This window comes from Paenibacillus jamilae, assembly GCF_050482105.1.
GTDB lineage: Bacteria > Bacillota > Bacilli > Paenibacillales > Paenibacillaceae > Paenibacillus > Paenibacillus jamilae_B.
Map to the genome: position 1 here is coordinate 234,774 of NZ_JBCNHI010000018.1, position 23,006 is coordinate 257,779.

22 protein-coding genes and 1 pseudogene are annotated in these 23,006 nt (G+C 43.1%); 22 read left to right on the forward strand and 1 reads right to left on the reverse strand.

The features are described from left to right. The first annotated feature begins 32 nt into the window (after window positions 1-32). The 20 genes and pseudogenes from xseA (at window position 33) to ABEW32_RS16280 (ending at window position 20,095) form a co-directional block, all read left to right on the forward strand. A complete protein-coding gene (xseA, locus tag ABEW32_RS16185; protein WP_430190405.1) occupies window positions 33-1,346 on the forward strand; it encodes an exodeoxyribonuclease VII large subunit in 1,314 nt (437 codons plus the stop codon). Then, window positions 1,336-1,596: an exodeoxyribonuclease VII small subunit gene (gene xseB, locus ABEW32_RS16190; protein ID WP_430189266.1), complete on the forward strand. Its 261-nt coding sequence runs from the start codon at window positions 1,336-1,338 to the stop codon at window positions 1,594-1,596. The genes xseA and xseB overlap by 11 nt, the downstream gene beginning before the upstream one ends. After that, window positions 1,568-2,491 (forward strand): polyprenyl synthetase family protein, encoded by a 924-nt coding sequence (locus ABEW32_RS16195; RefSeq protein WP_430189269.1) that lies wholly within the window; start codon window positions 1,568-1,570, stop codon window positions 2,489-2,491. Before xseB ends, ABEW32_RS16195 begins: the two co-directional genes overlap by 29 nt. Window positions 2,492-2,598: 107 nt before the next feature. After that, window positions 2,599-4,497, forward strand: a complete 1,899-nt coding sequence (gene dxs, locus ABEW32_RS16200; protein ID WP_430190408.1) for a 1-deoxy-D-xylulose-5-phosphate synthase — start codon at window positions 2,599-2,601, stop codon at window positions 4,495-4,497. Between the two features lie 74 nt (window positions 4,498-4,571). After that, the gene (locus tag ABEW32_RS16205; protein ID WP_430189272.1) at window positions 4,572-5,423 is read left to right on the forward strand and encodes a TlyA family RNA methyltransferase; all 852 of its coding nucleotides are present in this window, start codon (window positions 4,572-4,574) and stop codon (window positions 5,421-5,423) included. A gap of 155 nt (window positions 5,424-5,578) precedes the next feature. Then, the gene (locus ABEW32_RS16210; protein ID WP_430189275.1) at window positions 5,579-6,055 is read left to right on the forward strand and encodes a hypothetical protein; all 477 of its coding nucleotides are present in this window, start codon (window positions 5,579-5,581) and stop codon (window positions 6,053-6,055) included. 17 nt (window positions 6,056-6,072) lie between these two features. Continuing rightward, complete coding sequence (gene ahrC / locus ABEW32_RS16215; protein WP_430189278.1) at window positions 6,073-6,522, forward strand: transcriptional regulator AhrC/ArgR; 450 nt, start codon at window positions 6,073-6,075, stop codon at window positions 6,520-6,522. A gap of 58 nt (window positions 6,523-6,580) precedes the next feature. Beyond that, entirely contained in the window at window positions 6,581-8,299 is a 1,719-nt protein-coding gene (gene recN / locus ABEW32_RS16220; RefSeq protein WP_430189281.1) for a DNA repair protein RecN, read from the forward strand. Window positions 8,300-8,422: 123 nt separating this feature from the next. Then, window positions 8,423-9,583 carry a SpoIVB peptidase gene (gene spoIVB, locus ABEW32_RS16225; protein ID WP_430189284.1) on the forward strand — a complete coding sequence of 387 codons (1,161 nt, stop codon included), beginning with the start codon at window positions 8,423-8,425 and terminating at the stop codon, window positions 9,581-9,583. A 216-nt stretch (window positions 9,584-9,799) separates the two neighbouring features. Beyond that, window positions 9,800-10,603, forward strand: coding sequence for a sporulation transcription factor Spo0A (spo0A, locus tag ABEW32_RS16230; RefSeq protein ID WP_013371763.1), 804 nt, complete (start codon window positions 9,800-9,802; stop codon window positions 10,601-10,603). Window positions 10,604-10,787: 184 nt separating this feature from the next. After that, a pseudogene (locus ABEW32_RS16235) lies at window positions 10,788-11,764 on the forward strand (tyrosine-type recombinase/integrase). A 1-nt stretch (window position 11,765) separates the two neighbouring features. After that, window positions 11,766-12,071 (forward strand): hypothetical protein, encoded by a 306-nt coding sequence (locus tag ABEW32_RS16240; protein WP_430189287.1) that lies wholly within the window; start codon window positions 11,766-11,768, stop codon window positions 12,069-12,071. Window positions 12,072-12,219: 148 nt separating this feature from the next. Next, window positions 12,220-12,498, forward strand: a complete 279-nt coding sequence (locus tag ABEW32_RS16245; RefSeq protein ID WP_430189290.1) for a hypothetical protein — start codon at window positions 12,220-12,222, stop codon at window positions 12,496-12,498. A gap of 389 nt (window positions 12,499-12,887) precedes the next feature. Further along, window positions 12,888-13,343, forward strand: a complete 456-nt coding sequence (locus ABEW32_RS16250; protein WP_430189293.1) for a hypothetical protein — start codon at window positions 12,888-12,890, stop codon at window positions 13,341-13,343. Window positions 13,344-13,591: 248 nt separating this feature from the next. Then, window positions 13,592-14,146: a hypothetical protein gene (locus ABEW32_RS16255; RefSeq protein WP_430189296.1), complete on the forward strand. Its 555-nt coding sequence runs from the start codon at window positions 13,592-13,594 to the stop codon at window positions 14,144-14,146. Window positions 14,147-14,411: 265 nt separating this feature from the next. Further along, window positions 14,412-15,515 carry a hypothetical protein gene (locus ABEW32_RS16260; protein WP_430189299.1) on the forward strand — a complete coding sequence of 368 codons (1,104 nt, stop codon included), beginning with the start codon at window positions 14,412-14,414 and terminating at the stop codon, window positions 15,513-15,515. Between the two features lie 45 nt (window positions 15,516-15,560). Continuing rightward, window positions 15,561-16,529 (forward strand): acetylxylan esterase, encoded by a 969-nt coding sequence (locus ABEW32_RS16265; protein WP_430189302.1) that lies wholly within the window; start codon window positions 15,561-15,563, stop codon window positions 16,527-16,529. 513 nt (window positions 16,530-17,042) lie between these two features. Next, window positions 17,043-18,743, forward strand: coding sequence for a methyl-accepting chemotaxis protein (locus tag ABEW32_RS16270; protein WP_430189305.1), 1,701 nt, complete (start codon window positions 17,043-17,045; stop codon window positions 18,741-18,743). A 169-nt stretch (window positions 18,744-18,912) separates the two neighbouring features. Continuing rightward, the gene (locus ABEW32_RS16275; protein ID WP_430189308.1) at window positions 18,913-19,416 is read left to right on the forward strand and encodes a hypothetical protein; all 504 of its coding nucleotides are present in this window, start codon (window positions 18,913-18,915) and stop codon (window positions 19,414-19,416) included. Between the two features lie 274 nt (window positions 19,417-19,690). Next, window positions 19,691-20,095: a hypothetical protein gene (locus tag ABEW32_RS16280; protein ID WP_430189311.1), complete on the forward strand. Its 405-nt coding sequence runs from the start codon at window positions 19,691-19,693 to the stop codon at window positions 20,093-20,095. 200 nt (window positions 20,096-20,295) lie between these two features. On the opposite strand, the gene ABEW32_RS16285 is transcribed toward ABEW32_RS16280, so the two are convergent. Continuing rightward, window positions 20,296-20,895, reverse strand: a complete 600-nt coding sequence (locus ABEW32_RS16285; RefSeq protein WP_430189314.1) for a thymidine kinase — start codon at window positions 20,893-20,895, stop codon at window positions 20,296-20,298. A 207-nt stretch (window positions 20,896-21,102) separates the two neighbouring features. Here ABEW32_RS16285 and ABEW32_RS16290 point away from each other — a divergent pair, with 207 nt between their 5' ends. Then, the gene (locus tag ABEW32_RS16290; protein WP_430189317.1) at window positions 21,103-21,336 is read left to right on the forward strand and encodes a hypothetical protein; all 234 of its coding nucleotides are present in this window, start codon (window positions 21,103-21,105) and stop codon (window positions 21,334-21,336) included. A gap of 120 nt (window positions 21,337-21,456) precedes the next feature. Next, window positions 21,457-22,878, forward strand: coding sequence for a dihydrolipoyl dehydrogenase (gene lpdA, locus ABEW32_RS16295; protein ID WP_430189320.1), 1,422 nt, complete (start codon window positions 21,457-21,459; stop codon window positions 22,876-22,878). Window positions 22,879-23,006 lie beyond the last annotated feature (128 nt).

The following is a 23,006-nucleotide window of genomic DNA, read 5'->3' on the forward strand; positions in this document are numbered from 1 at the left end:
ATTCTATAAAGGACCTGAATCGTTATATCCGGATGAAACTGGAATCCGATCAGGTGCTGTCAGATGTATGGATACGCGGGGAAATTTCTAACTTTACGCATCATTCGAGTGGTCATATGTACTTTACGCTCAAGGATGAGGGGAGCCGCATACGTTCGATTATGTTTGCGACCCATAATAGACGGCTCCCTTTCGTACCGAAAGAAGGTACGCGTGTTATCGCCCGGGGAAACGTATCCGTGTACGAACGGGATGGACAATATCAATTTTATGCGACTCAAATGCAGCCTGACGGTATAGGCAGCCTTTATCTGGCTTATGAACAACTCAAGCAAAAGCTTGATGCAGAAGGGTTGTTTGATACCGCTCGCAAACGTGACTTGCCAGCTCACCCGGCAACCATTGGCGTAATTACGTCACCGACCGGAGCAGCTGTGCGTGATATTATCACCACACTTCAACGGCGATACCCACAGGCCGGAATCGTATTGTATCCGGTTCTTGTGCAAGGAAAAGGTGCTGCCCCCTCGATCGTTAAGGCAATTGAAGCCATGAATCGTATGCAGGAGGTTCAGGTAATGATTGTCGGACGGGGCGGTGGCTCCTTGGAAGAACTGTGGGCGTTTAATGAGGAAGCGGTTGCGCGTGCCATTTACGCATCGGTCATTCCCGTGATTTCGGCAGTTGGACACGAAACGGATTTTACCATTGCTGACTTTGTGGCTGACTTGCGTGCAGCGACGCCGACCGCAGCAGCTGAGCTGGCCGTGCCTCATCAGGGAGAGCTTCGGGATCAACTACTTCAGCGGGAGCAGCGATTGCGCAATGCGCTCCGGCAGCGGTTGGAAACCAGCCGTGAACGCTTGATGAGGCTTCGGCGTTCGCCAGTACTGCTGCATCCGCGCCGCTACATGCTCCAGCATGCTGAGCGAATGGACATGCTGCATCAGCGTCTGATCCGGGCAGCGTCTAACCGTTCACGCTTAAACGCAGAGAAAAACGCGCGTATGTGGCAGGTACTAGAGCGATTTAATCCACGTGAGCAAATTCGTTCCGCGCGCAAGCAGACAGATATGGCACAACGTCAGCTGGAGTCTGCGATGCGTGCGATCGCCAAAACGGGACGGCAGCAGCTGCATACCGGAATTCGTCAGCTGGATGCGCTGAGTCCGCTCAAAGTCATGGCCCGAGGTTATAGCTTGGTATACGATGAGCAGGAGAAGCGGCTAATCAAATCGCTCAAAGACGTACAACCGGGAGATTCCATCAAGATAAAAGTGAGTGACGGGCAATTAGACTGTCAAGTATGGGGAATGAAGGAGGACGCGAAGCACGGTGGCGAATGAATCGGAATTGAATTTTGAAGCGGCGATGGCCGCTCTTGAAGAAATTGTCGGACAACTGGAGCATGGAGACGTTCCTCTGGAGCAAGCCATTGATTTGTTCCAGCGGGGGATGAAGCTGTCTCAGCTTTGCAGTCAGAAGCTGGAACAGGTCGAACGTAAAATTGAAATGATTGTGGAAGAAGATGGAGATTTGCGCAAGAAGCCTTTCGGCGGCGGATTGGATGAAAACGGCGGTGAAGGGCTTGAGTAGACCGTCGTTCAAGGAATATTTGACTGTGACAGCGGATGCGGTTTCGTCTGCATTGACCGAGCAGTTTCCAGCGCATTGGAACATTCCCGCTGTGCTTCTAGAATCTATGAATTATTCACTTACCGCAGGCGGAAAACGGCTGCGGCCTCTGCTTGTGATCGCCGCTGCTGAAGCATTTGGTGGAAGTAGGGAAGCTGCGTTGCCAGTAGCATGTGCGGTAGAAATGGTACATACGTATTCCCTCATTCACGACGATCTGCCAGCGATGGATGATGATGATTATCGGCGAGGAAAGCTGACGAATCACAAGGTATACGGTGAGGCGGTTGCTGTTCTTGCGGGCGATGCTTTGCTCACCCATGCGTTTTATAGTATCGTGCAAGCGGGACGCCGCCATGGTGTATCTTCCGATGCATTATTATCCATTGTTGAGGATTTATCCGAAATGAGCGGTGCTAGAGGCATGGTGGGTGGACAGGTCGCAGATATGTCAGGCGAGCAGGGAATGACGAGAATCGAGGAATTGGAATATATCCACCTTCATAAAACGGCTGATTTGATCATTTTCTCACTCTTAGCAGGTGGACGGATTGGTGGAGCGGACAAGGATCAACTAGAAGCACTTCGTCGTTTTGGACGAGATTTGGGCCTGGCTTTTCAAATTCAGGACGATATATTGGATCTTGTAGGCGATGAAAGCAAAATGGGTAAAAAAACGCAGAGCGATGTTGAACAGGAGAAGGTTACCTATCCTTATTTCATCGGTATGGACGCATCTCTGCGACAAGTGGAGGATCTCACTGCGTCTGCTAAAAAAGTGATTGCCGAAAGTGGTATTCCCGATTCTTCGCGTTTGCTGGAGATAGCGGATTACCTGATGAAGCGTGATCATTAATAGCATAAGAGCTAGTTTAACTTGTCTGCGTTTAAGCACAGCCCAAAAGTGTGATATAATATTTGTTAACTTTACACACAAACTTGAAGGAAAGCGGGGAGATATGCGTGCTGCTTCCACACATAAAGCAACCAGGCGATCTGAAATCACTGTCAGTTGAGGAGTTGGCTTCTCTGGCCGAGGAAATCAGGAGCTTTTTGATTGAGAAGCTGTCCGTGACTGGGGGGCATCTGGCATCGAATCTGGGAGTGGTTGAGCTCACGATCGCCCTGCATTATTGCTATAACAGTCCGAAGGACAAGATGATTTATGACGTTGGGCACCAAGCCTACGTACACAAAATATTGACAGGGCGAATGGATCGTTTTGATACACTTCGTCAGCGTGATGGACTTTGTGGGTTTGTAAAAAGAAGTGAGAGCGAGCATGATGTTTGGGAAGCTGGACACAGCAGCACTTCCCTTTCAGCTGCAATGGGAATGGCTTTGGCACGAGATTTGAAGGGCGAGGACAATAAAGTTATTGCGATGATCGGGGATGGAGCATTGACTGGAGGCATGGCCTTCGAAGCATTAAACCATATTGGTCATGAACGTAAAAACTTAATGGTCATTCTGAATGATAATGAAATGTCTATTGCTCCGAATGTAGGTGCCATGCATAATTATTTGAGCAAAATCCGCTCGGATCGCCACTATTTACGGGCAAAGGATGAGCTGGAAGTTTTGCTAAAAAAAATACCTGCCATAGGCGGTAAACTTGCCAAATCGGCTGGTCGTGTCAAGGACAGCCTTAAATATATGATGGTGCCAGGGGTCTTGTTTGAGGAACTGGGATTTACGTATCTCGGACCAGTGGACGGACATGACTTGTCCAAGTTAATCGAAACTTTCCAGCAGGCTGATAATGTTACTGGTCCCGTATTAGTGCATGTCGTCACCACTAAGGGTAAAGGCTATAAGCCTGCGGAGGCCGATTCGCACAAATGGCACGGCATCAGTCCCTATAAAATGGAATCAGGGCAGGTACTTAAAGCCGTAGGCAATCCGATGTATACGGAAATTTTCGGTAGAACACTGATTGAACTGGCTGAGAAGGACGAGCGTATCATTGCAGTCACACCTGCAATGCCTGGTGGATCAGGACTAGTGCCGTTTAGTAAAGAGTTTCCTACACGGATGATTGATGTCGGTATTGCTGAGCAGCATGCTGCAACCATGTGTGCAGCGTTAGCAATGGAAGGAATGAAGCCGATATTTGCGGTGTATTCCACTTTTATGCAGCGTGCATATGACCAAATTGTGCACGATATTTGCCGCCATAATGCCAACGTAATGTTCGCGATTGATCGTGCCGGTTTTGTTGGCGCTGACGGTGAAACTCATCATGGCGTATTTGATGTGGCATTCTTGCGACATATCCCAAATCTAGTACTGATGATGCCGAAGGATGAAAACGAGCTGCGCCATATGATGAAAACAGCACTCGACTACGAAGATGGTCCAATTGCTTATCGTTATCCACGTGTTAATGTGGTTGGTGTGCCGTTGGATAAAGAATTGCGGTCCATTCCTATCGGCAGCTGGGAGCTTCTCCGTAAGGGTGAGGGCTTTGCTGTTATTGCTTCGGGGCCGATGCTTCAGGTGGCGACAGAGGCGGCAGAGACAATGAAACGTGAGGGTATGCAAGTGGGTGTCGTGAATGCTCGTTTCCTCAAGCCTCTGGACGAGGAGATGTTGCGTGAGCTGGCTCGCCAGCATACGAAGCTGATTGTATTGGAAGAAGCTTCGGAAGCGGGAAGTATGGGTAGCGCTGTACTGGAATTTTACGCCAAAGAAGAAATACAAGATGCACAGGTGCGCTTAATGGGCATTCCCGATATGTTTGTGGAGCACGGCTCCATCAAAGAGCAACGCGCAGAAGTGGGGCTTACCGTTGAAGCAGTATGCTTAAAGCTGCGTAAATGGTCTGCTGAGCCAGCATATGGCATGGGCCAATCTGTATAGAGTAACTTAAAGTAATAACATGATATTATAAAAAGTATGACAAGAGCAGCCTGGCTGCCTAAAGGGAGATTAACATGTCTGTTCCGAAGGAACGCATTGATGTATTGCTGGTAGAACAAGGCTTTTTTGAAAGCCGTGAAAAGGCTAAAGCTGCGATCATGGCAGGTTTAGTGTTGGCAGATAGCGAACGGATCGAGAAAGCGGGAATGAAGGTACCACGCTCCAGCGAGCTTAAAGTTAAAGGTGCAGTGCATCCGTATGTAAGCCGTGGAGGGTTGAAGCTCGAAAAGGCCATCCGTCAATTTGAGCTAGACATGAAGGGTAGGACGATGTTGGACATCGGTTCATCAACCGGAGGTTTTACGGATTGTGCGCTTCAGCATGGAGTGGAGTATGTATATGCTATTGATGTGGGGTACAATCAGCTCGATTGGTCCCTTCGTAATGATGAACGTGTATGTGTGATGGAGAAAACGAATTTCAGATATATGACACCTGCGGATTTGAACGGTCCTGTACCTAATTTCGCAAGTATTGATGTTTCTTTTATTTCTTTACGAATTATTTTGCCACCGTTGCTTGCACTGTTGCATCAACCTGCTGATATTGTAGCTCTGATTAAGCCTCAATTTGAAGCCGGACGCGAAAAGGTTGGGAAATCTGGTGTGGTCCGAGATCCTGCTACGCATAAAGAAGTGCTGCAGACTATTTTGATGTTTGCTCATGAGCTTGGCTTGACGTTACAAGGACTGGCCTATTCCCCTATTACAGGTGGCGAAGGAAATATTGAGTTTTTAGCGCATTGGCGTTTAGATGGTCTTCCGTCTGCAGAATCGCAGCTGGAGAAGTTGGATTTCGGTCCATTAATTGAACGAACCGTTCAGGAAGCAAGTCAGACTTTCCATAACGGTCCATCGCGTAAGTGACATTCAGGGGTTCTCCTTGAGTTCTGTGAACTTAAGAGAACCTCTTTTTGGTGTGGGGGATTGCTTGTAGAACTCACGTTCGCCTATAATGAGATGTACAAATGAAAAGGAATTTTACTTCTTGTCCTAGAATATGTCCATGAGGTGATCGGTCCATGGATACTCGATACGATACGGTTATCATCACTGTAATCGGGGTGATATTAGGAGTGTGGGCTTTATATAGCTTACGTGCCTGGTTAAAGGAGCCGGGACCGCTTGTGCTAAAAACGATACCGATTAACGAAGATTTGAACGAGGGACCTGCTGTGGATCAACTAGAGGAAGCAGGATATGAAGTGGTGGGCGGGAAAATGAAAATACCGCTTGCTTTTAAAGTGAATGGACATATCGTGTATAGCCGTTTGTTTATAGACTACGTAGCTGTACGTAACGGTTCGACATATATGGTCAAAACGTCACGCCGCAAGCAACCCATGGAGTGGAACGGTCCAGCTTTACGGGACAGGCTGCTGCCTTATTTGTTGCTCTATCCCGGCTGTGCGGGGGTATTGTACGTCGATACGGACGAGAAGAGTATTCGCCTTATTACATTGGTGGAAGACCTCGAAGAAGAGGAATATGAAGATTAATCCATAGGAGAGATTATATGAAGGGTCAACGACATATTAAAATCAGGGAAATTATTTCACAACAAGAAATTGAAACTCAGGATGATCTCGTTGAAGCATTGCGTAAGGCTGGCTTCCAGGTCACGCAGGCAACTGTATCCCGTGATATCAAAGAACTGTTGCTCATAAAGGTTCCAATGGACGACGGCAGATATAAATATTCGATGCCTTCAGACCAGCGCTATAATCCGACGCAGAAACTGAAGCGTACATTGGTTGACAACTTCTTGCATATTGACTACACAACCAATCTGATTGTGATGAAGTGCCTGCCGGGAACAGCTAACTCGATTGCGGCTTTGTTAGATAATATTGAATGGCCCGAGGTTATGGGGACGATTAGTGGGGATGACACCATTTTAATTATTTGCCGTTCGGAAGAAAACAGCGAAACTATCGTGAATCGTCTTATGGGCTACATTTCCTAATTATAATGGCTACGCATAATAGGCGTTTTAATTTGTACATCATAGAGGTGAAAGAACGATGCTGGTCACATTGTCTATACGGAATTTGGCAGTCGTAGAGGCTGTTGATGTTCATTTTTATAAAGGGTTTCATGTGTTGAGCGGGGAAACAGGTGCTGGTAAGTCCATTATTATCGACGCACTTGGGCTGATTGCGGGCGGCAGGGGCTCTGCGGACCTCGTGCGGTACGGCTGTGATAAAGCAGAAATGGAAGCCTTGTTTGAACTGCCGGCCAAACATCCCGTTTGGATTACATTGGAGGAACAAGGAATTAAGGCTAATCCAGAAGAGCATTTGCTGATTCGTCGTGAACTTACGGTTCAGGGGAAAAGCTCATCTCGAATTAACGGTCAGATGGTTAATTTAACGATGTTGCGTGAGGTAGGTGAGCAACTCGTTAATATCCACGGGCAGCATGAGCATCAAAGCTTGTTACGCGCAGATCGCCATCTGGCGCTGCTGGATACGTTCGGTGATTCGGTCATTGGTCCAGTCAAAGCGCTTTATAGAGAGCGCTACAATGCCTTTGTGAAAGCGGAAAAAGAAGTAAGAGAATTGCAAAGCTCCAGTCAAAAGGCTTATCAGCTATTGGATATGTACCGATTCCAATTGGAAGAAATTGCAGCAGCGGAGTTAAAATTGGGTGAAGATGAATTATTGGCAGAGGAACGGGTCAAGCTATCCCATAGTGAGAAAATGATGGATGGAATATCAGGAGCATACGAGCTGTTAAGTGGCAGAGGTGGGCTGGATACGGTCAATAACGTGTTGTCCAGATTAAATGATGTTCAGAGCTACGATAGTAAAAGCCTTCAACCCATTGCAGAGCAGATTCAATCTGCTTTTTACCAGTTAGAGGATGCAGCATTTCAATTACGTTCTTATCGTGAGGATATTGAATTTAATCCAGGTAAGCTGCATGAGGTGGAGCAACGTTTAAATCAAATTACCGGTTTACAGCGAAAATATGGTGATAGTATAGAGCAGATTTTGGAATACTATAGCCGTATTGAGCAGGAAACTGATCTGTTGGAAAATAAAGATGAGCGGCTGGAGCAGCTCATTGCAAAACGGGATGAGTTGCTTTCGAGTTTGCTGGAGATTGCTGAAGAGCTTACAGAAGCGCGCGAAATTTGTGCTGAAGAACTTGCAGAGCAAGTAGAGCAGGAATTAAAAGATCTCCAAATGGAAAGAACGTCACTCAAGGTGCGCATTGATCCAATTGAAGATCCACGGGGATACGAATATAAAGGTCTAAAGGTACGACCTACCAAACAAGGGATAGATAATGCGGAATTTCTAATTTCACCCAATCCAGGTGAGCCACTTCGTCCACTCGGTAAGATCGCTTCCGGTGGTGAGTTATCACGCATCATGTTGGCCATGAAAAGTATCTTTGCGCGTCATGATCAAATTCCGGTACTCATTTTTGACGAGGTGGATACCGGGGTGAGTGGACGTGCAGCTCAGTCTATTGCCGAGAAGCTGTATCGTTTGTCTTCCGTTTGTCAGGTGTTTTCCATTACTCATTTGCCGCAGGTGGCATGTATGGCAGATCATCAGTACTTGATTGAGAAGAACGTTCATGATGGACGGACCATGACTCAAATTGAGGGATTAACGGAGGAAGGTCGCGTTAAGGAATTGGCACGGATGTTGGGCGGCGTGGAAATTACCGAAAAAACATTGCATCACGCACAGGAAATGTTGAATTTGGCGGAAGGAAAGAAAGCCTGAAAAGAGCGGCTGGCGTAATGATTAACAGTTATAAAAGCCTGGGGGCAAGGTTACCTTATAGGTACGCAATTGGCGACCACCTTTACTCGTCAAGCGAAAGAAGCAAAGGGAGCGTGACAGCCATTGAATTTTTACTCCAGGATCAAATTGCTCGGTCTTTTGCTTGTTTTTCTTATGTGTTCTCTCGGTAACGTTCAGCATGTGCAAGCAGCGCTGCCTCTACAAGCTTCTTTGGATTTGTTCGGCTCTAAAAGCGTGAAGACAGCCCAAGAAAGCGTGATTCCCGATTTAAAAGTATATCCGGGGGGGCAGACGATCGGGGTCAAGGTAAAATCTTCAGGTGTGCTTGTCGTTGGTCACCATATCATTCAGGAAACCAGTGATCGCAAGGTGTCACCTGGTGAGACAGCCGGTATTCGCCTAGGGGACCGGATTACACACATGAACGGCAAGCCCCTCAATAGTCTCGGCAAGGTAGCAGAAGCCGTAGACGAGGCAGGTAAAAACAAGAAGCCGCTTGACATTACGCTTTGTCGAGGCGAGCAGACGATTTCTACCAAGTTAACACCAGCATATGATAAGGATGATAAAGCATGGCGACTTGGGTTGTATATTAGAGACTCGGCTGCAGGTGTAGGAACATTAACATTTTATGCACCGGATCAGGGTGTGTATGGGGCCTTGGGCCATGTAATTACCGATATGAATACTCAAACGCCTATTGTCGTGGGAAGCGGAGAGATTGTGCAATCCAATGTGACGTCAATTGCGAAGAGCCAGAGTGGGGAACCAGGAGAAAAACGTGCTCACTTTCTCAAAGATCATCGGATCTTGGGAAATATTGAACGAAATACGAGCTTCGGAATATTTGGGAAAATGTCAGATGAGCCGCAAAATGGATTGTATTCGACGCCCATTCCGGTGGGCCTTGCGAATGAAGTAAAAGAAGGACCCGCAGAAATTTTGACTGTACTGGAAGGCCAACAAATTCAGCGTTTTCAAGCGGAAATTGTACACATCTCTCAACAGGATAAACCGGCAACCAAAGGGCTTGTGATTCGAGTTGTAGATCCAAAGCTATTAGAAAAGACTGGCGGAATCGTGCAAGGAATGAGCGGGAGTCCGATTATCCAAAATGGTAAGCTGATCGGAGCTGTAACACATGTATTTGTTAATGACCCTAAATCAGGTTACGGGTGTTTTATCGAATGGATGTTGCGTGATGCAGGAATCATGCATAATAAACTGAGCTTGGAGTCTTCCTCAAATCTTAAGGCGAGCTAGTGGCCTTAAGATTTTTTTGTCGAAAAGTAGAGGAATAACTCAGAACTGCAAGATAAAAATTCAATTATAATTGAATTTATAAAAAAAATAAATAAAAATAATTTTCGACAGAAGGAATTCATAATTCGATGTCGAAATCATATACTCCGACAAGAAATATTTATTAAATGCAAACAGATGTCCCAATGGAATAACACTCAATAAGGAGGAAGTACATTGCAAAAAATTGAGGTATTGTTGGCTGATGACAACCGGGAATTTACGAATTTGCTTGCTGAATATATTTCCGATCAGGAGGATATGGAAGTAACAGGAATCGCTTTCAATGGCGAAGAAGTGCTTCAACGCATCGCAGAATCCCGCAACATACCTGATGTACTTATTTTAGATATTATTATGCCTCATCTGGATGGTCTCGGTGTATTGGAGCGTTTGAGAGAAATGAACCTGACTCCACAGCCGAAAATCATTATGCTGACTGCATTCGGTCAAGAAAATATTACACAGAGGGCCGTTCAACTCGGGGCATCTTATTATATTTTGAAGCCGTTTGACATGGAAGTACTTGCTAACCGTATACGTCAATTGGTAGGACCGCAATTAGTCAGCAACAGCCCGGTGACCGTTTCGTCGATGCGATCCAACGTTGTGCCTATGGGCAAGACGAAAAACCTAGATGCCAGTATTACGGCCATCATCCATGAGATTGGTGTACCAGCCCATATCAAAGGCTATCAATATCTGCGCGAAGCGATTACGATGGTGTACAATAATATCGAAATTTTAGGAGCCATCACCAAAACTTTGTATCCAGCAATCGCCGAAAAATTCAAAACGACGGCATCTCGCGTAGAACGCGCCATTCGCCATGCTATTGAGGTAGCATGGACCCGTGGAAATATCGACAGCATCTCCCACCTGTTCGGTTACACTATTAATATTAGCAAGTCCAAACCAACCAACTCAGAATTCATTGCGATGGTTGCAGACAAGCTGCGGATTGAGAATAAAGTGTCCTGAAAAGGTTGGGAAAATTGATGTAACAAGGGATTTCGGGGATTGGAACCCATTTACAGCTAAAACAATTTTGGCGGTAAATATCCGAGATAGCCTGTTTTGAACCGATAAACTTATATGAAGCATACCAACTGATACCGTTATTTATTGGGTTTGTCCAAATCCAATGAAGGGCGGTATTTTTGTTATGACAGATTTTAAATTTCAACTAGATAATTTTATGCTTTATTGCCCCTCTAAAAATTTGTCACGTAAGACACTGGCAAGCTACGAACAAACGTTAAAACTTTTTGTTGCCCATCTTAAAAAGGAATTTCAAGTCGAAGAAGTTAAAAAAGTGCAATCTGGTCATTTGCGGCAATACATCAAACACTTGAAGGAGAGAGGAAAATATACAGTCGTCAACAAGGACGAATCAAGACAGATTAATCATCCTGAAAACAGGAAAGATTACAAGAAAGAAATTTCAACAACAACAATTGCTAATTACATTCGTAATATAAAAGTGTTCTTTAATTATCTGTATGAGGTTGAAAGGGAGATTCCTAAAAACCCCGTAGAAAAATTAGAAAACCCTAAAGTGGAACGGAAAATGAAGAAGACTTTAACTCCAGACGAGCTAAAAAGAGTTTTTAATCAATTTGAAACAAGTACATTCCACGGCTATAGAAATTATGTGATCTCTCGACTTCTTTTGGATACAGGAATGAGGATCGGTGAGTGTTTAAGCATCTACCAGAGAATATTGACTTCCAGCACAAAAGTATCCATATTATCAATGCAAAGAATAAGCAAGAGCGTTTTGTTTATTTCTCCTATAAATCAGCTAATGAACTAAAACAGTGGCTTCGATACAAGGACAGATACTCAGAAAGTCCATTTATGTTTCCAACAACTAAAGGAACACAACTTGATGTAAGGAATTACGAGCGTGCATTGCGTGTGGCTGGTGAGAATGTTGGTATCCATATTCACCCTCATCAGCTTCGAAATAATTTTACCAAATATTATATCTTAAATAATGGAGATTGGTTCTCTCTTTGTAGAATATTGGGGCATTCTTCCGTAGAGGTCACGCAAAAGGCTTATTTGGACTTTTCGGATGAGGAAATTGCTAAGAAGTATCAAAAGCATAGTCCTATAACGTTTATGGAGGGACTATGATATGACTGATATAACCGAAGAACAACAAAAATTATTTAAAGAGTTTCAGGAACTAAACGCTGATAGGAATATGCTGATACTTGAGCAGATGACCTACAATGTTCTTTTTGATGGCTTATTCGCAACAGTGCGTAGTAGGGGAGAGCATCTTAATCAAAGAACTTTAGCCAAAATTATTTTGGAATTGCAAGATACGGTGAATACAATAAATAGGCGGTTGGTATTAGTGGAACTTGACAAGGAAATCGCATCAAGCAAACTTGGTGATAGCTTATGGATTTTGTTAGAGAAAGCTGATTTGATATAAATTGAAAAGAATTATTTTCAATGGTCTTTATGTTTGTGAATGGCATATAATGCTCTGCAAAACATTTGTTATGATTTACCCTCCATCTAGCTCAGACGAGCTAGAGCATGTTGGTAAGGTAATTGAGTAGAAGACAGGAGTCCAATGGATGATTGAAAAGGAAACGTCTGAGGAAAGATACAACCGCTTAAAGAGGGAACGAGATAAATTAATGAGAGCACTTGAAGTATACACTGAAATAATTGAAATGGTAATTAAACACCACCAATATCATGCAGATAGCGCTCTGTATACTGTAGAGACAGAAAAAGCTCTTGCTTTGCTGAACGAATTAAGATATAAGACAAGTGCAGAACTAATTATAGTTAAGCTAAAACTTGGGAGGATGTTATACCAATTCAAAAAATTCAGTGATTCAGTAGATTAGTAAGGATGCAGAACTGAGAGCGTCTTTTCATTTCAAATCTCCTGAGAAGAGCTCATGTATAGTCGTACGCTTTGCTAGCTGTTGATGTATAAAATTGCTTCTTATGCAAACGAGCGCTTAAAGCGCCTCTGCACACGAATAATTCCATAATCCAAATAATTTAATTGAATATAAATTTTTGTCAATCAGTAAGCTACAGAGTATTTAACTAAAAATTTTTTAATCGAAGCGACTCTCAAGAGTCCCTTTTTTATTGTGTATAACTTTGTTCTATAAGCAGTACCAAAGAATCATTTTCCAAAATACTAATAAAATTATACAGACATTTCCTATTTTTGTGATATAATGGTTAAGTATTCCGCATATTATAGAAAAGGAAGTGCTTTTCGTTGAAGAAAACAGCAATCATTCTTACAAGTGCATTGGCTTTAATGGCAGTAGCTCCTTTAGCCGCATCTGCCGCACCAGCCGCACCAGCTATGGGGATTGAAGTACCGAAGACTCATGGGGGCATAGTTATCCAATCAACTGGTCAAGAGGTACATGAGCTTCTTGGTGGGACAAGTCCGACGATGAGCTTAATTGTTGAAAAAGGTTATGGACATGTAAGGATTAAAGTTCAGAATAGAGGAAAATCAGACCTCACTTGGAGCTTGCAAAGTAACGGGAAAGAGTATGTCTATAAAACTGTTGGCAAAGGGGACACATTAACGTGGACTAGCGTTAATTCATTCCCTAATGGGATGCCTTCAGGGAAATATATAGTTCAATTCAGAGCTAACGGTAACGAAGTTAGGGGCGATGCTTGGGGTACTACGGGTCAGTTCACAGGAGATATTAGCTAACCGTTACTAAAGCAGGGGAGCGTCTTGGATTTAAATCCAAGACGCTTTATATATTCAATACATATGTACAAAACTATAAAGTAAAAACGCTATGTAACAATATCTTAAAAATAGCTTTTTGCTGGTGACTCTTAAAGATGTGTTGGGAGCTACCAACATTATTTTTACAAAAACATCTTTTGATATACTTGTTTTGTCAATTTTGCTTCATATGATAATACATAAGACAAATACTTTAAGGAGGATTCATGACAAATTCTTTTTTATCAATATTGACATATAGCATACAAACAATCGCAATTTTACTAATTATCTATTATTTGTTGAGAAGAAACAAGCAAAAAATAGGTTGGGGTTCACTTTCGCTGCTGTTATCCCTTCTTGGTATAGCTGTTTCTTTTGAATTTGGAGATTACATACTTGGTGATCATTTTCTTTTCCTTTTAGGATTCTCCACATGGTCTAATGTTAACAATACTGGGTTTCACTACACCATTTTTCTATTCAGCATTTTCTTTATCCCTAGTTTAATCATTGGATACAAAAAGCCTAATGATTTTGGAGCTAAAATCCAGAATTCATTGCGATGGTTGCAGATAAGCTGCGGATTGAGAATAAGGTGTCCTGAAAGCCTGATGCGACTACGTGTAAAAATGAACATGAGTAAAACGCAAGTTTGCAATAATTTACCGATCGTTGCGAATAACGCTTATCTCTTTGGAGATGGGCGTTATTTTTTTGCAAGATGCCCAAATTTTCATATCCATCGATTAATAGTAACCAATAGAGTGACTCCTATATAAAAACTCATCGTATGAACGTTCAAAGAGGAATTACAGGTGAGCAATTAAAGATATCAAGTATTTGAGAATAAGCTTATAGGAAGGCTACGAAAGAGATAATTGCGAATCTCGCAATAGACCCTACGAATCATGCTGGCATTATATGTTCTCTGGACTATCGCATGACGCGCATCAGAATATGAATCTACCAGTATTATTATATTATTGACTTTACTTCCCATAAAAATGTAAGATATTAACATATACTACTAAGGAAGGTTGTTAGATGATGCGGGTGAAAATTTCAATAATTTTGTTAATGATTGTTTGGTTTTTCACTATTGGTGCTTCTGATCTACAAGCTAAACTGGATAGAGGAATAAAAAATACGGTTACATCTAATATGTTCGGTGCCAGTGGAGACGGGACTGATCAGACAAAAGCTATCCAGTCTGCGCTTGACTACCTCGAAAGAGTGGGAGGCGGCAAGCTTGTACTAGGCAAAGGGACGTATCTCCTTAGTATCGCTAAGAGTATTCACAGTAAAGCATGTATTGTAATACCCGCTGGAGTGATTATAGAAGGCTCTGGTATGGGTGTCACCATCCTCAAACGGATTAGTAGTGAACGGAAGCAAAACGGCGTATTGCTCGTAAATAAAGGCTACGACACAAAGGGAGGATATAAAGCAGCTGGCAATATCATGTTGCGAAATTTCACGATTACAGACGGTGATATCACCTCCAAGCCGAGGACTTACGGGGATTTGATTGCGCTGGGACATGCGGATAATGTACTTATTGAGCGTGTTCAATCGTTAAATCACGATCAACATTTCGTAGACATTTGCGGTTCGAGAAATATCACTGTGAGAGATTCTATCAGTAATAATCTTCAAGACACCTATGGGACATCCACAATTCAAGTTGATCGAGCTGAAAATCTAGGGATATGGGGATTGCTACTCGACGGGACTAATCCAAAGAATATAACTATAGAGAATAACAAAATTACCTCAATGTCCGAAATGGTGTTACAACTTGGGCATGATCAATCTATTGCAGAAGACATACGTGTAGTGAAAAACGCAATTAATTGCTTAAATAAGGCGAGAGCACAAATAGCAATCGGCAAGGACGAGGATACTTCAATATTGACTGCAAATATTAAAGACAATCAAATAAAACTCAATAATACAAATAGTGTAGGGATTAATTTGGTAACCAACACAGCCAACAAACTAGAAAATATCTTGATAGCTGGCAACACCATCACAAGTCAAAGGTCGTCAGCCACTATTGTAGGCAATTCTGTTGCATCTGCGGATTTTGAGGGCATTTTGTATTCACTTTACGTTGACTTGTCTTATGCAATAAAGGTACTCTATTAATATTATTTATTAATAAATACCTTTTGAAAAGGCGTTGAGTTGATTTTGCGTAGAAAGATAAACTTACTATTGGTGGCACTTATCCTGATTATGACTACATCCTTCGCTTATGCTAATATGGGGACCAATGAGTCGAACACATTTAAGCAGAATCTTATATCTGTTTATGGTATTCATTTGAATAGCGGCAAGTTACCGGATGCTCCTGAAATCCTCTATGGAGAACAAAAGAAGGTAGATGGGCTAGATGTAACAGATATAACCTTTTCTAGCTTTGATGGTCAAAAAATTCCTGGCGAAGTAATCTATCCAAAAGGCTTTAAAACAAATATTAAGTATCCTACGGTGCTAGTATTTTCTGGACATGGTGAAATGGAAGAACTTATTTCAAAGCGAGAGTCTTACCAACATGCAGGGGGAGTAGGGCTTGCTCAAAAGGGTTACCTTGTTTACACCATGGAGAATAGAGGTATGGGTAAGCTGGCAAAGATGGGAGATCACCTGGTATTAGATGCAGTATCGCGCTTACAAGGTGGTTCTTGGTATGGAGATATAACTACGGACGCCTTGTATCTTAGTGCTGCGGTAAACGCTATCCCCTACGTAGATAAACAAAAAATCGGGACCGCTGGCGTATCTACTGGCGGGGCGCTGAGTATGTTAGTTGCTGCGTTAGATGATCGAGTGAGCGCTGCGTACGTACAGGGTTATCTCGGTACATACGAAAAAACATTCACAGACGGTACGCATGATATCTGCAACAACATTAGCGGTATCCTTAACGTCGGGGAGATGTGGGACGTTGGTAATCTAATCGCGCCGCGTAAGGCTCTATATGTTAATGGTGAGATAGATCACTTCCATATCGCGGATGCACAGGTCTCTTACGCTAAAATAAAAGATCACTATACACAATTAGGTGCAGAAGGAAACGTATCTCTACTCTCACCACAAGGCGTAACGCATGAGTTTTCTACGCAAATTGCTGCGGATTTTTTCAAAAAATCTTTATAATATTACGTTAAGCGTGTCTCTATAGGTTATACTGTGGTTTTTGTACGGACTACTACGTTGCAGTTTTGTATTTAATATAACAATAAACGAAGCGCTCATCTCTTCAAAGGCAGGCGCTTTTTCTTTTTTATGAGCGTAACATCGTTCGAGCGGTAGCATACGCCGTCCAGGTAAGGTGGAACTGGTGGTATGTTCCTGACTTTGGACAAAAACAAAAGAATCAGGACAAATGCAGAACGATTTATGATTATGGCAAGGAAGTGAAATAGAAAGGGATACCCGTTTTGGGGTATCTCTTTTTTGCTTGCAATGTTTGAAAGATGAGTGGGATGGACGAAAAATAATTCTCAAGCGGTTTTAAAGTAAGTATGAATAGTTATTTAAACGATCACAAAGAAAAATTTACCTTTTGTAAACAGTTCTGATATTCTCTTTAAATTTGATATAAACAATGTGTCGATTCTTGTCGATATAATATCTAATCTATTATAAAGAGAACTGAGGAGCGAGTATATGAAATTTAACATTCGAACAAAATTGTTATTGGGTTTTCTTGCGGTAATAATCCTGTTGATCGGGATCAGTACAGTATCGATCTCAAAAATGAAAAATTTAGGCGATACTTCAATGGCAATTGATAGCCATTGGATGCCAAGCGTGACGATCCTCGGAACACTAAATGGGGATATATCTGATGTTGAGCGGCTTTCATTGAACATTATTGTAGAACGTGACCCCGAGGAAATGGAGAAGGTTCAGGCCGAATATGATAAGGTTTTAAAAAAAGTTGAAGAAGGACGAAAAACATACGAAAAATTAATTGCTACCCCTAAGGAACGTGAAATGTATGAAGAATTTTCTAAAACTTATACGGAGTATTTGGGTAAGTTACCAGAAGTGATTGCAGCTGGGCGAGCTAATGATTACGCTCAATCAAGCATTCTTCACCAAGAGTCCTATAAGTTATGGTATAGTTCAAACGATATGATCGCTCAGCTTATTAAGTTGAACGCAGATGGATCAAAACTGACTACGAAAGAGGCTGTTGATAACTTTATTTCAGGTAGACAATTAGTTATGGTTTTGAGCATTGCAGCCGTTGTACTAGCGTTGATCATGGCGATCATTATAGCTCAAATTATTTCTAAACCCATTTTACGCATCAGTCGTGCTGCTGAAAGCATTGCGTCCGGTGACCTTTCTGGGGAAGCCATTGTCGTAAAAGGCAAGGATGAGATTAGCACGCTGACCCATTCCTTTAATACGATGGTTGAAAACCTTCGTCAACTGATTCAGTCTGTTAGTAATACGACTGAACTGGTAACCACTTCCTCAGAGGAATTGACGGCCAGTGCAGAGCAAAATACCCAAGCAACTGCGCAAATTACCGAAACAGTCCAGGAAGTTGCTACAGGGACAGGCAATCAGGTGGATATGGTGACCAAATCGTCCCAGGCTATCGAGGAAATGTCCATTGGCGTCGAGCAAATTGCAATCCGTGCGCAAAATGTTTTTGCATCTGCTCAAGATGCGGCTCACAAATCCGCTGAGGGTAATCAGATGATCCAGCAGGCTGTTGTCCAAATGAATGGTGTGAATGACTCTATGAATAGCTTGGCTGAACTTATGGCTGGATTGGGAGAGCGTTCCGATGAAATCGGGAAGATTATTGACGTCATCACCAATATTTCGAGTCAAACTAATCTTCTAGCCTTGAACGCTGCCATTGAAGCGGCTCGTGCAGGAGAACATGGTAGCGGATTTGCTGTAGTTGCTGGTGAAGTTCGTAAGTTGGCTGAACAATCAGCTTATTCTGCTCAACAAATTACGGAACTGGTGGGATTGATACAAAAGGATACCTCGCATGCTATTGAGGCGGTGGCGTCCAATGGGCGAGATGTCATGACAGGTCGTGAAGTCGTGCAAAATGCAGGTGCATCCTTTGAACTCATTCAGGAAACCGTTAATAAAGTAGCCAGTGAAATTGAAGAGGTTTCTGCTGGATCGGAGCAAATGTCTGCAAGCACTGATGAGATTGTTGGCTTTGTTAGACAAATTTCAGCAATTGCAGAGGAGGCTGCAGCCGGGACACAGCACGTATCTGCTGCGACTCAAGAACAGCTGGCATCGATGGAGGAAATTGCTTCCTCCGCAAGAAATCTGTCCAAAATGGCAGAAGATTTGCAAGTGCAAATTGGTAAATTCAAAGTATAATTCGTATACTGCTTCTATCTTTCAGAGGAAAAAGCCGTTCTACTGTGAGCGGCTTTTTCTGATTTATTTTTAACTAATATTTTGAAATTAAAGGGTGGAAACATGAGGAGTCTATAGACTTGGAAAAATATGATATAATGGTGGGAAATTCTTGGATTGGAGTGACATCATGGACAATAAGACTGAACTTAAAGCAAGTGATCTACGTCAGTTAGCAATAGACAAAATCATAGCTACGCCGTTTTTGAATGATTTTAAATATCTGAAAAGCCGAAAAGTTTTGAAAAAAGAAAACAAGGAATTTGTATTTGAAATTTGTTTTGGCCCGACTAAATATAGTGCTTTAAAGGTTTACATTACCGTAGAATCTAAAAGAATAAAAAAGGAATATAATACAGGGGCTTGTTTTCACAGTGAGTTGATCGCCTTGACCAAGAAGTATACAGACAATAGGGATTACGTTGTGTCCACAAAAGCAGAAAGAGAACGAGTGATCCAAGAAATCATTGAAGATATCTATACTTTCGCGTTACCCTTTTTTAAGCGATTTGATCATGTTGAAACACTAGCAGAACAAGTACATAAGTCAGGCTTTTTACCCCATCGCAAACGCTTTGATAAGTTTAATCCGTTAACGAAAAGATTCATAGATGTTTATTATCAAGGGGAGTAATACAACCATCTTAGATATTTTTGTTCTTATCATCGGGAAGCAGACAAGCACTATATTAAGGAAAACGATTTCCATAGAGTGGATAGTGGATATTATCGTTTTTCAAAAGGATGATGTACAATTTGTAAAAAGGCTCAAAATTCATCTCAGGAATAAAGATGTTCTACCTAACATACTCAATTTTATTTGAATGAATAAAGTTATAGGCTGAGTCATTGCATCACACGGATTCGTATTAACGCTAAAGATTCTAAGCAAAGGCAGGGATGAGAGCATGTGGAATAGTCTGACTTGGGTAATCGTCGGCGTGTTATTGGTAGCGTTGGTTTGGATTGTTATGGCGCGGCGCGGACACAATAGCAATAAACAAGCGAATGAACATCAAGGCAGTAATGTCATTGAATTTCGTCCTCGTAAGCCCACCCGGCAATTCCGCACCGGAAATGAAATGAAGCCTAAAGTGTCTTCTGGTCCACGTGCGAATACAAAAGCAGCAGATCATAAGACTCAAGCTGGCTTTGGACTGTCTGACTCCATCCAAAACACAAGCAAGCAAAAATGCTCCTTTTGCAAAAAAGAAGAGAAGTTAACCTTTTACGCCGATGATAATGGCTCGCTGTATGGGGTATGTAAAGAATGTAAGCACAAGGCGGAAAGACAGGATATGTTGCCACTTTAATCTATACAGATTATGAAGAACCATCATTCAAGAAATTTTATAAATACAAACTCCCAACCGTATGTAAGTAAATTGGTTGGGAGTTTTTTGTTAGTATTTTACTACGCACTCTTGGGTTCTAACTGCATAATCAGCTCAGTTCCTGGGTATCCCGTACATATTCTGAGCCAGGCATAATTCAGTTTGCCGACCTTTCTAACTTACGAGTCGCAGTTCACTTTATGGGGAGGTATAAAGCATTTGCGACAACGAGGCTCATAGGCCTCAGAGTCGCCAATCATCACGATAGGTCCGACTGTGGAAGGCTTTCCATTGACCATACGTTGCGTAAATACTGCTTCCGAGCTGCCGCATACAGCGCAGAAGGAAGTCAGCTTCTCGATGTCATCTGCCATAGCGAGCAGACCGCCGATATAACCGAACTCCTTGCCTCGGTAATCCAGATTCAGCCCATCGGCAATGACATGCTTACCGCAATAAGCTAACTCTTGTATGAGCGCCATAATATGCCGACTGAAAAACTGGACTTCGTCAAAGGCAACTACATCGGCATCTTTCGTTTCTTGCAAAATACGCTGAACAAGCTCATCTGTAAGTTTTCTCGGAATAGAGATAGCGGGCAGCCGATATCCGATCCTGCTTACAATTTCATCCTCGGCATAACGGCTATCTTCAGCTGGTTTGTAAGCAACCACCTTGCGATGCCCGTATTGGATTAGTTTTTGACAACGGCGAATTAATTCGCCGGATTTTTCGCTGAACATGGGGCCTGTAATAATCGTAATTCGTCCTGTAGGCAAAGCGAATTCCCCTCTCTTAACATATACATAACGCTGTAAATCTTCATTACCGAAAGAAAACGCCATTATAGATTACCATAACGAGGCATATACAGACTAGAGAAAATATATTGTTTTTCGACATGTTTTTGTATGTCTATTCTTCAAACGTAAATGTGGTCGTCATTGCTCTGCCGCCGCGGGCATGATATGGTGAAGGGTAGTGGAATGAAGGGAAGAGTGGAAGGCATGGATGAAAAAAATACGGATTATAGTGCCAAAAAAAGAACATTACTGGAACAAGAACTGATTAGCCCCCAAGCTTTGCAGTTAATCACTGAGCTGGAGGCAGAGCTAAATCTTCTGTGCAAGCAAAATGAATCATTACGCAAGGCATTGCGATCCAAATCAGCACAAAGTCCAAGGATGTCTACCAAATTACGCGATGCGTTGTATGAATGATATGGGGAGATGTCTAGGTGGGAAAGATGAATCTAGCCTATGCCTAAACGCAATATTTTGTACAGTGAAATAAAGAGAGTACAATAAGCTATATATAATCAATGTTAATGGAGGAGAAACATGACTATACATTGTGATGTCGCTATTTTAGGTGGGGGAACTGGAGGGTATGTAGCAGCTATTCGCGCAGCCCAGCTCGGCAAGGAAGTCGTTATCATCGAAAAGGACAAGCTTGGCGGAACCTGTCTGCACCGTGGTTGTATTCCAAGCAAGGCTTTGCTGCGCAGTGCGGAAGTATACGCAACGATTAAAGAAAGTGCGCAATATGGTATCGAGACATCGGGAGCACAGCTTGTATTTCCCAAGGTTCAGGAGCGTAAGGAAGCTGTAGTGGAGCAACTACACCAAGGCGTTCAATTTTTGATGCGCAAAAATAAAATTACGGTGCTAAGCGGTAAGGGCCGCGTAATTGGACCATCTATATTTTCTCCTAAAAGTGGAGCAGTGGCTGTGGAATTAGAAGATGGCGAGATGGAGACGGTTGTGCCTGCACATCTCATTATAGCTACGGGTTCACGTCCGCGTGTGCTGTCTGGACTGGAGCCAGATGGCGAATTTATTCTCAGCAGCGACGAAGCGTTGACGATGGAGAAGCTGCCGGCATCTCTAATCATCGTGGGTGGTGGTGTCATTGGCGTGGAATGGGCTTCTATGTTAAATGATTTTGGCGTGGAGGTTACGGTGGTTGAGGCCGCGAATCGGCTTATTCCTACGGAGGATGAGGACGTCTCGCGTGAAATGCAGCGCTTGTTAACCAAGCGTGGTGTCAAGGTGCTGACGGGGGCGCAGGTATTGGCTGAAACTTACGGCAAGGACGAGGAGGGCGTACAGATTGACGTGCAAAAAGGGGAGGAAACCGAAACCCTCAGTGCTGCCAAACTGCTCATTTCTGTAGGTCGTCAGGCGAATGTGGAAAACATCGGGCTGGAAAATACAGATATCCGCGTAGAGCGTGGCTTTATCTCGGTTAATGAGCATTTGCAGACGAATGAGCCACATATCTACGCCATCGGGGATTGCATTGGCGGCTTGCAACTGGCCCATGCGGCGAGTCACGAAGGTTTGCAGGCGGTTCATCATCTGGCGGGTGAAGAGTTTCACAGTGTACCCAACCATTTGATCCCGCGGTGTATTTACACACGTCCTGAAGCGGCAAGCGTCGGCTTGACGGAGCATGAAGCTCGTGAACGTGGGCATCAGGTGAAGACAGGGAAATTCCCTTTTCAAGCTATTGGAAAATCGCTAGTGTACGGCAGTCGGGATGGCTTCGTTAAAGTGGTGGCTGACCAGAAGACTAATGATATTCTCGGTGTACATATGATCGGTACGCATGTAACGGATCTGATCAGCGAGGCCGCTCTTGCGCAATTGCTGGATGCTACACCATGGGAAGTCGGACAGCTTATTCATCCGCATCCAACGTTGTCGGAGATTTTGGGAGAAGCGATGCTGGCCGTTGATGGACAAGCGATAGGTATATAAACGTTTCGAATAATCGGTGCTTTTCTTTTTGGGGAGAAAAGGATTATAATGGGGTTAGTCAGAGTTTAGTACCAGGTTTTAAGACGAGATGGTACTAGGTGCTGAAAGTAGGATGTTTGACATTTAAG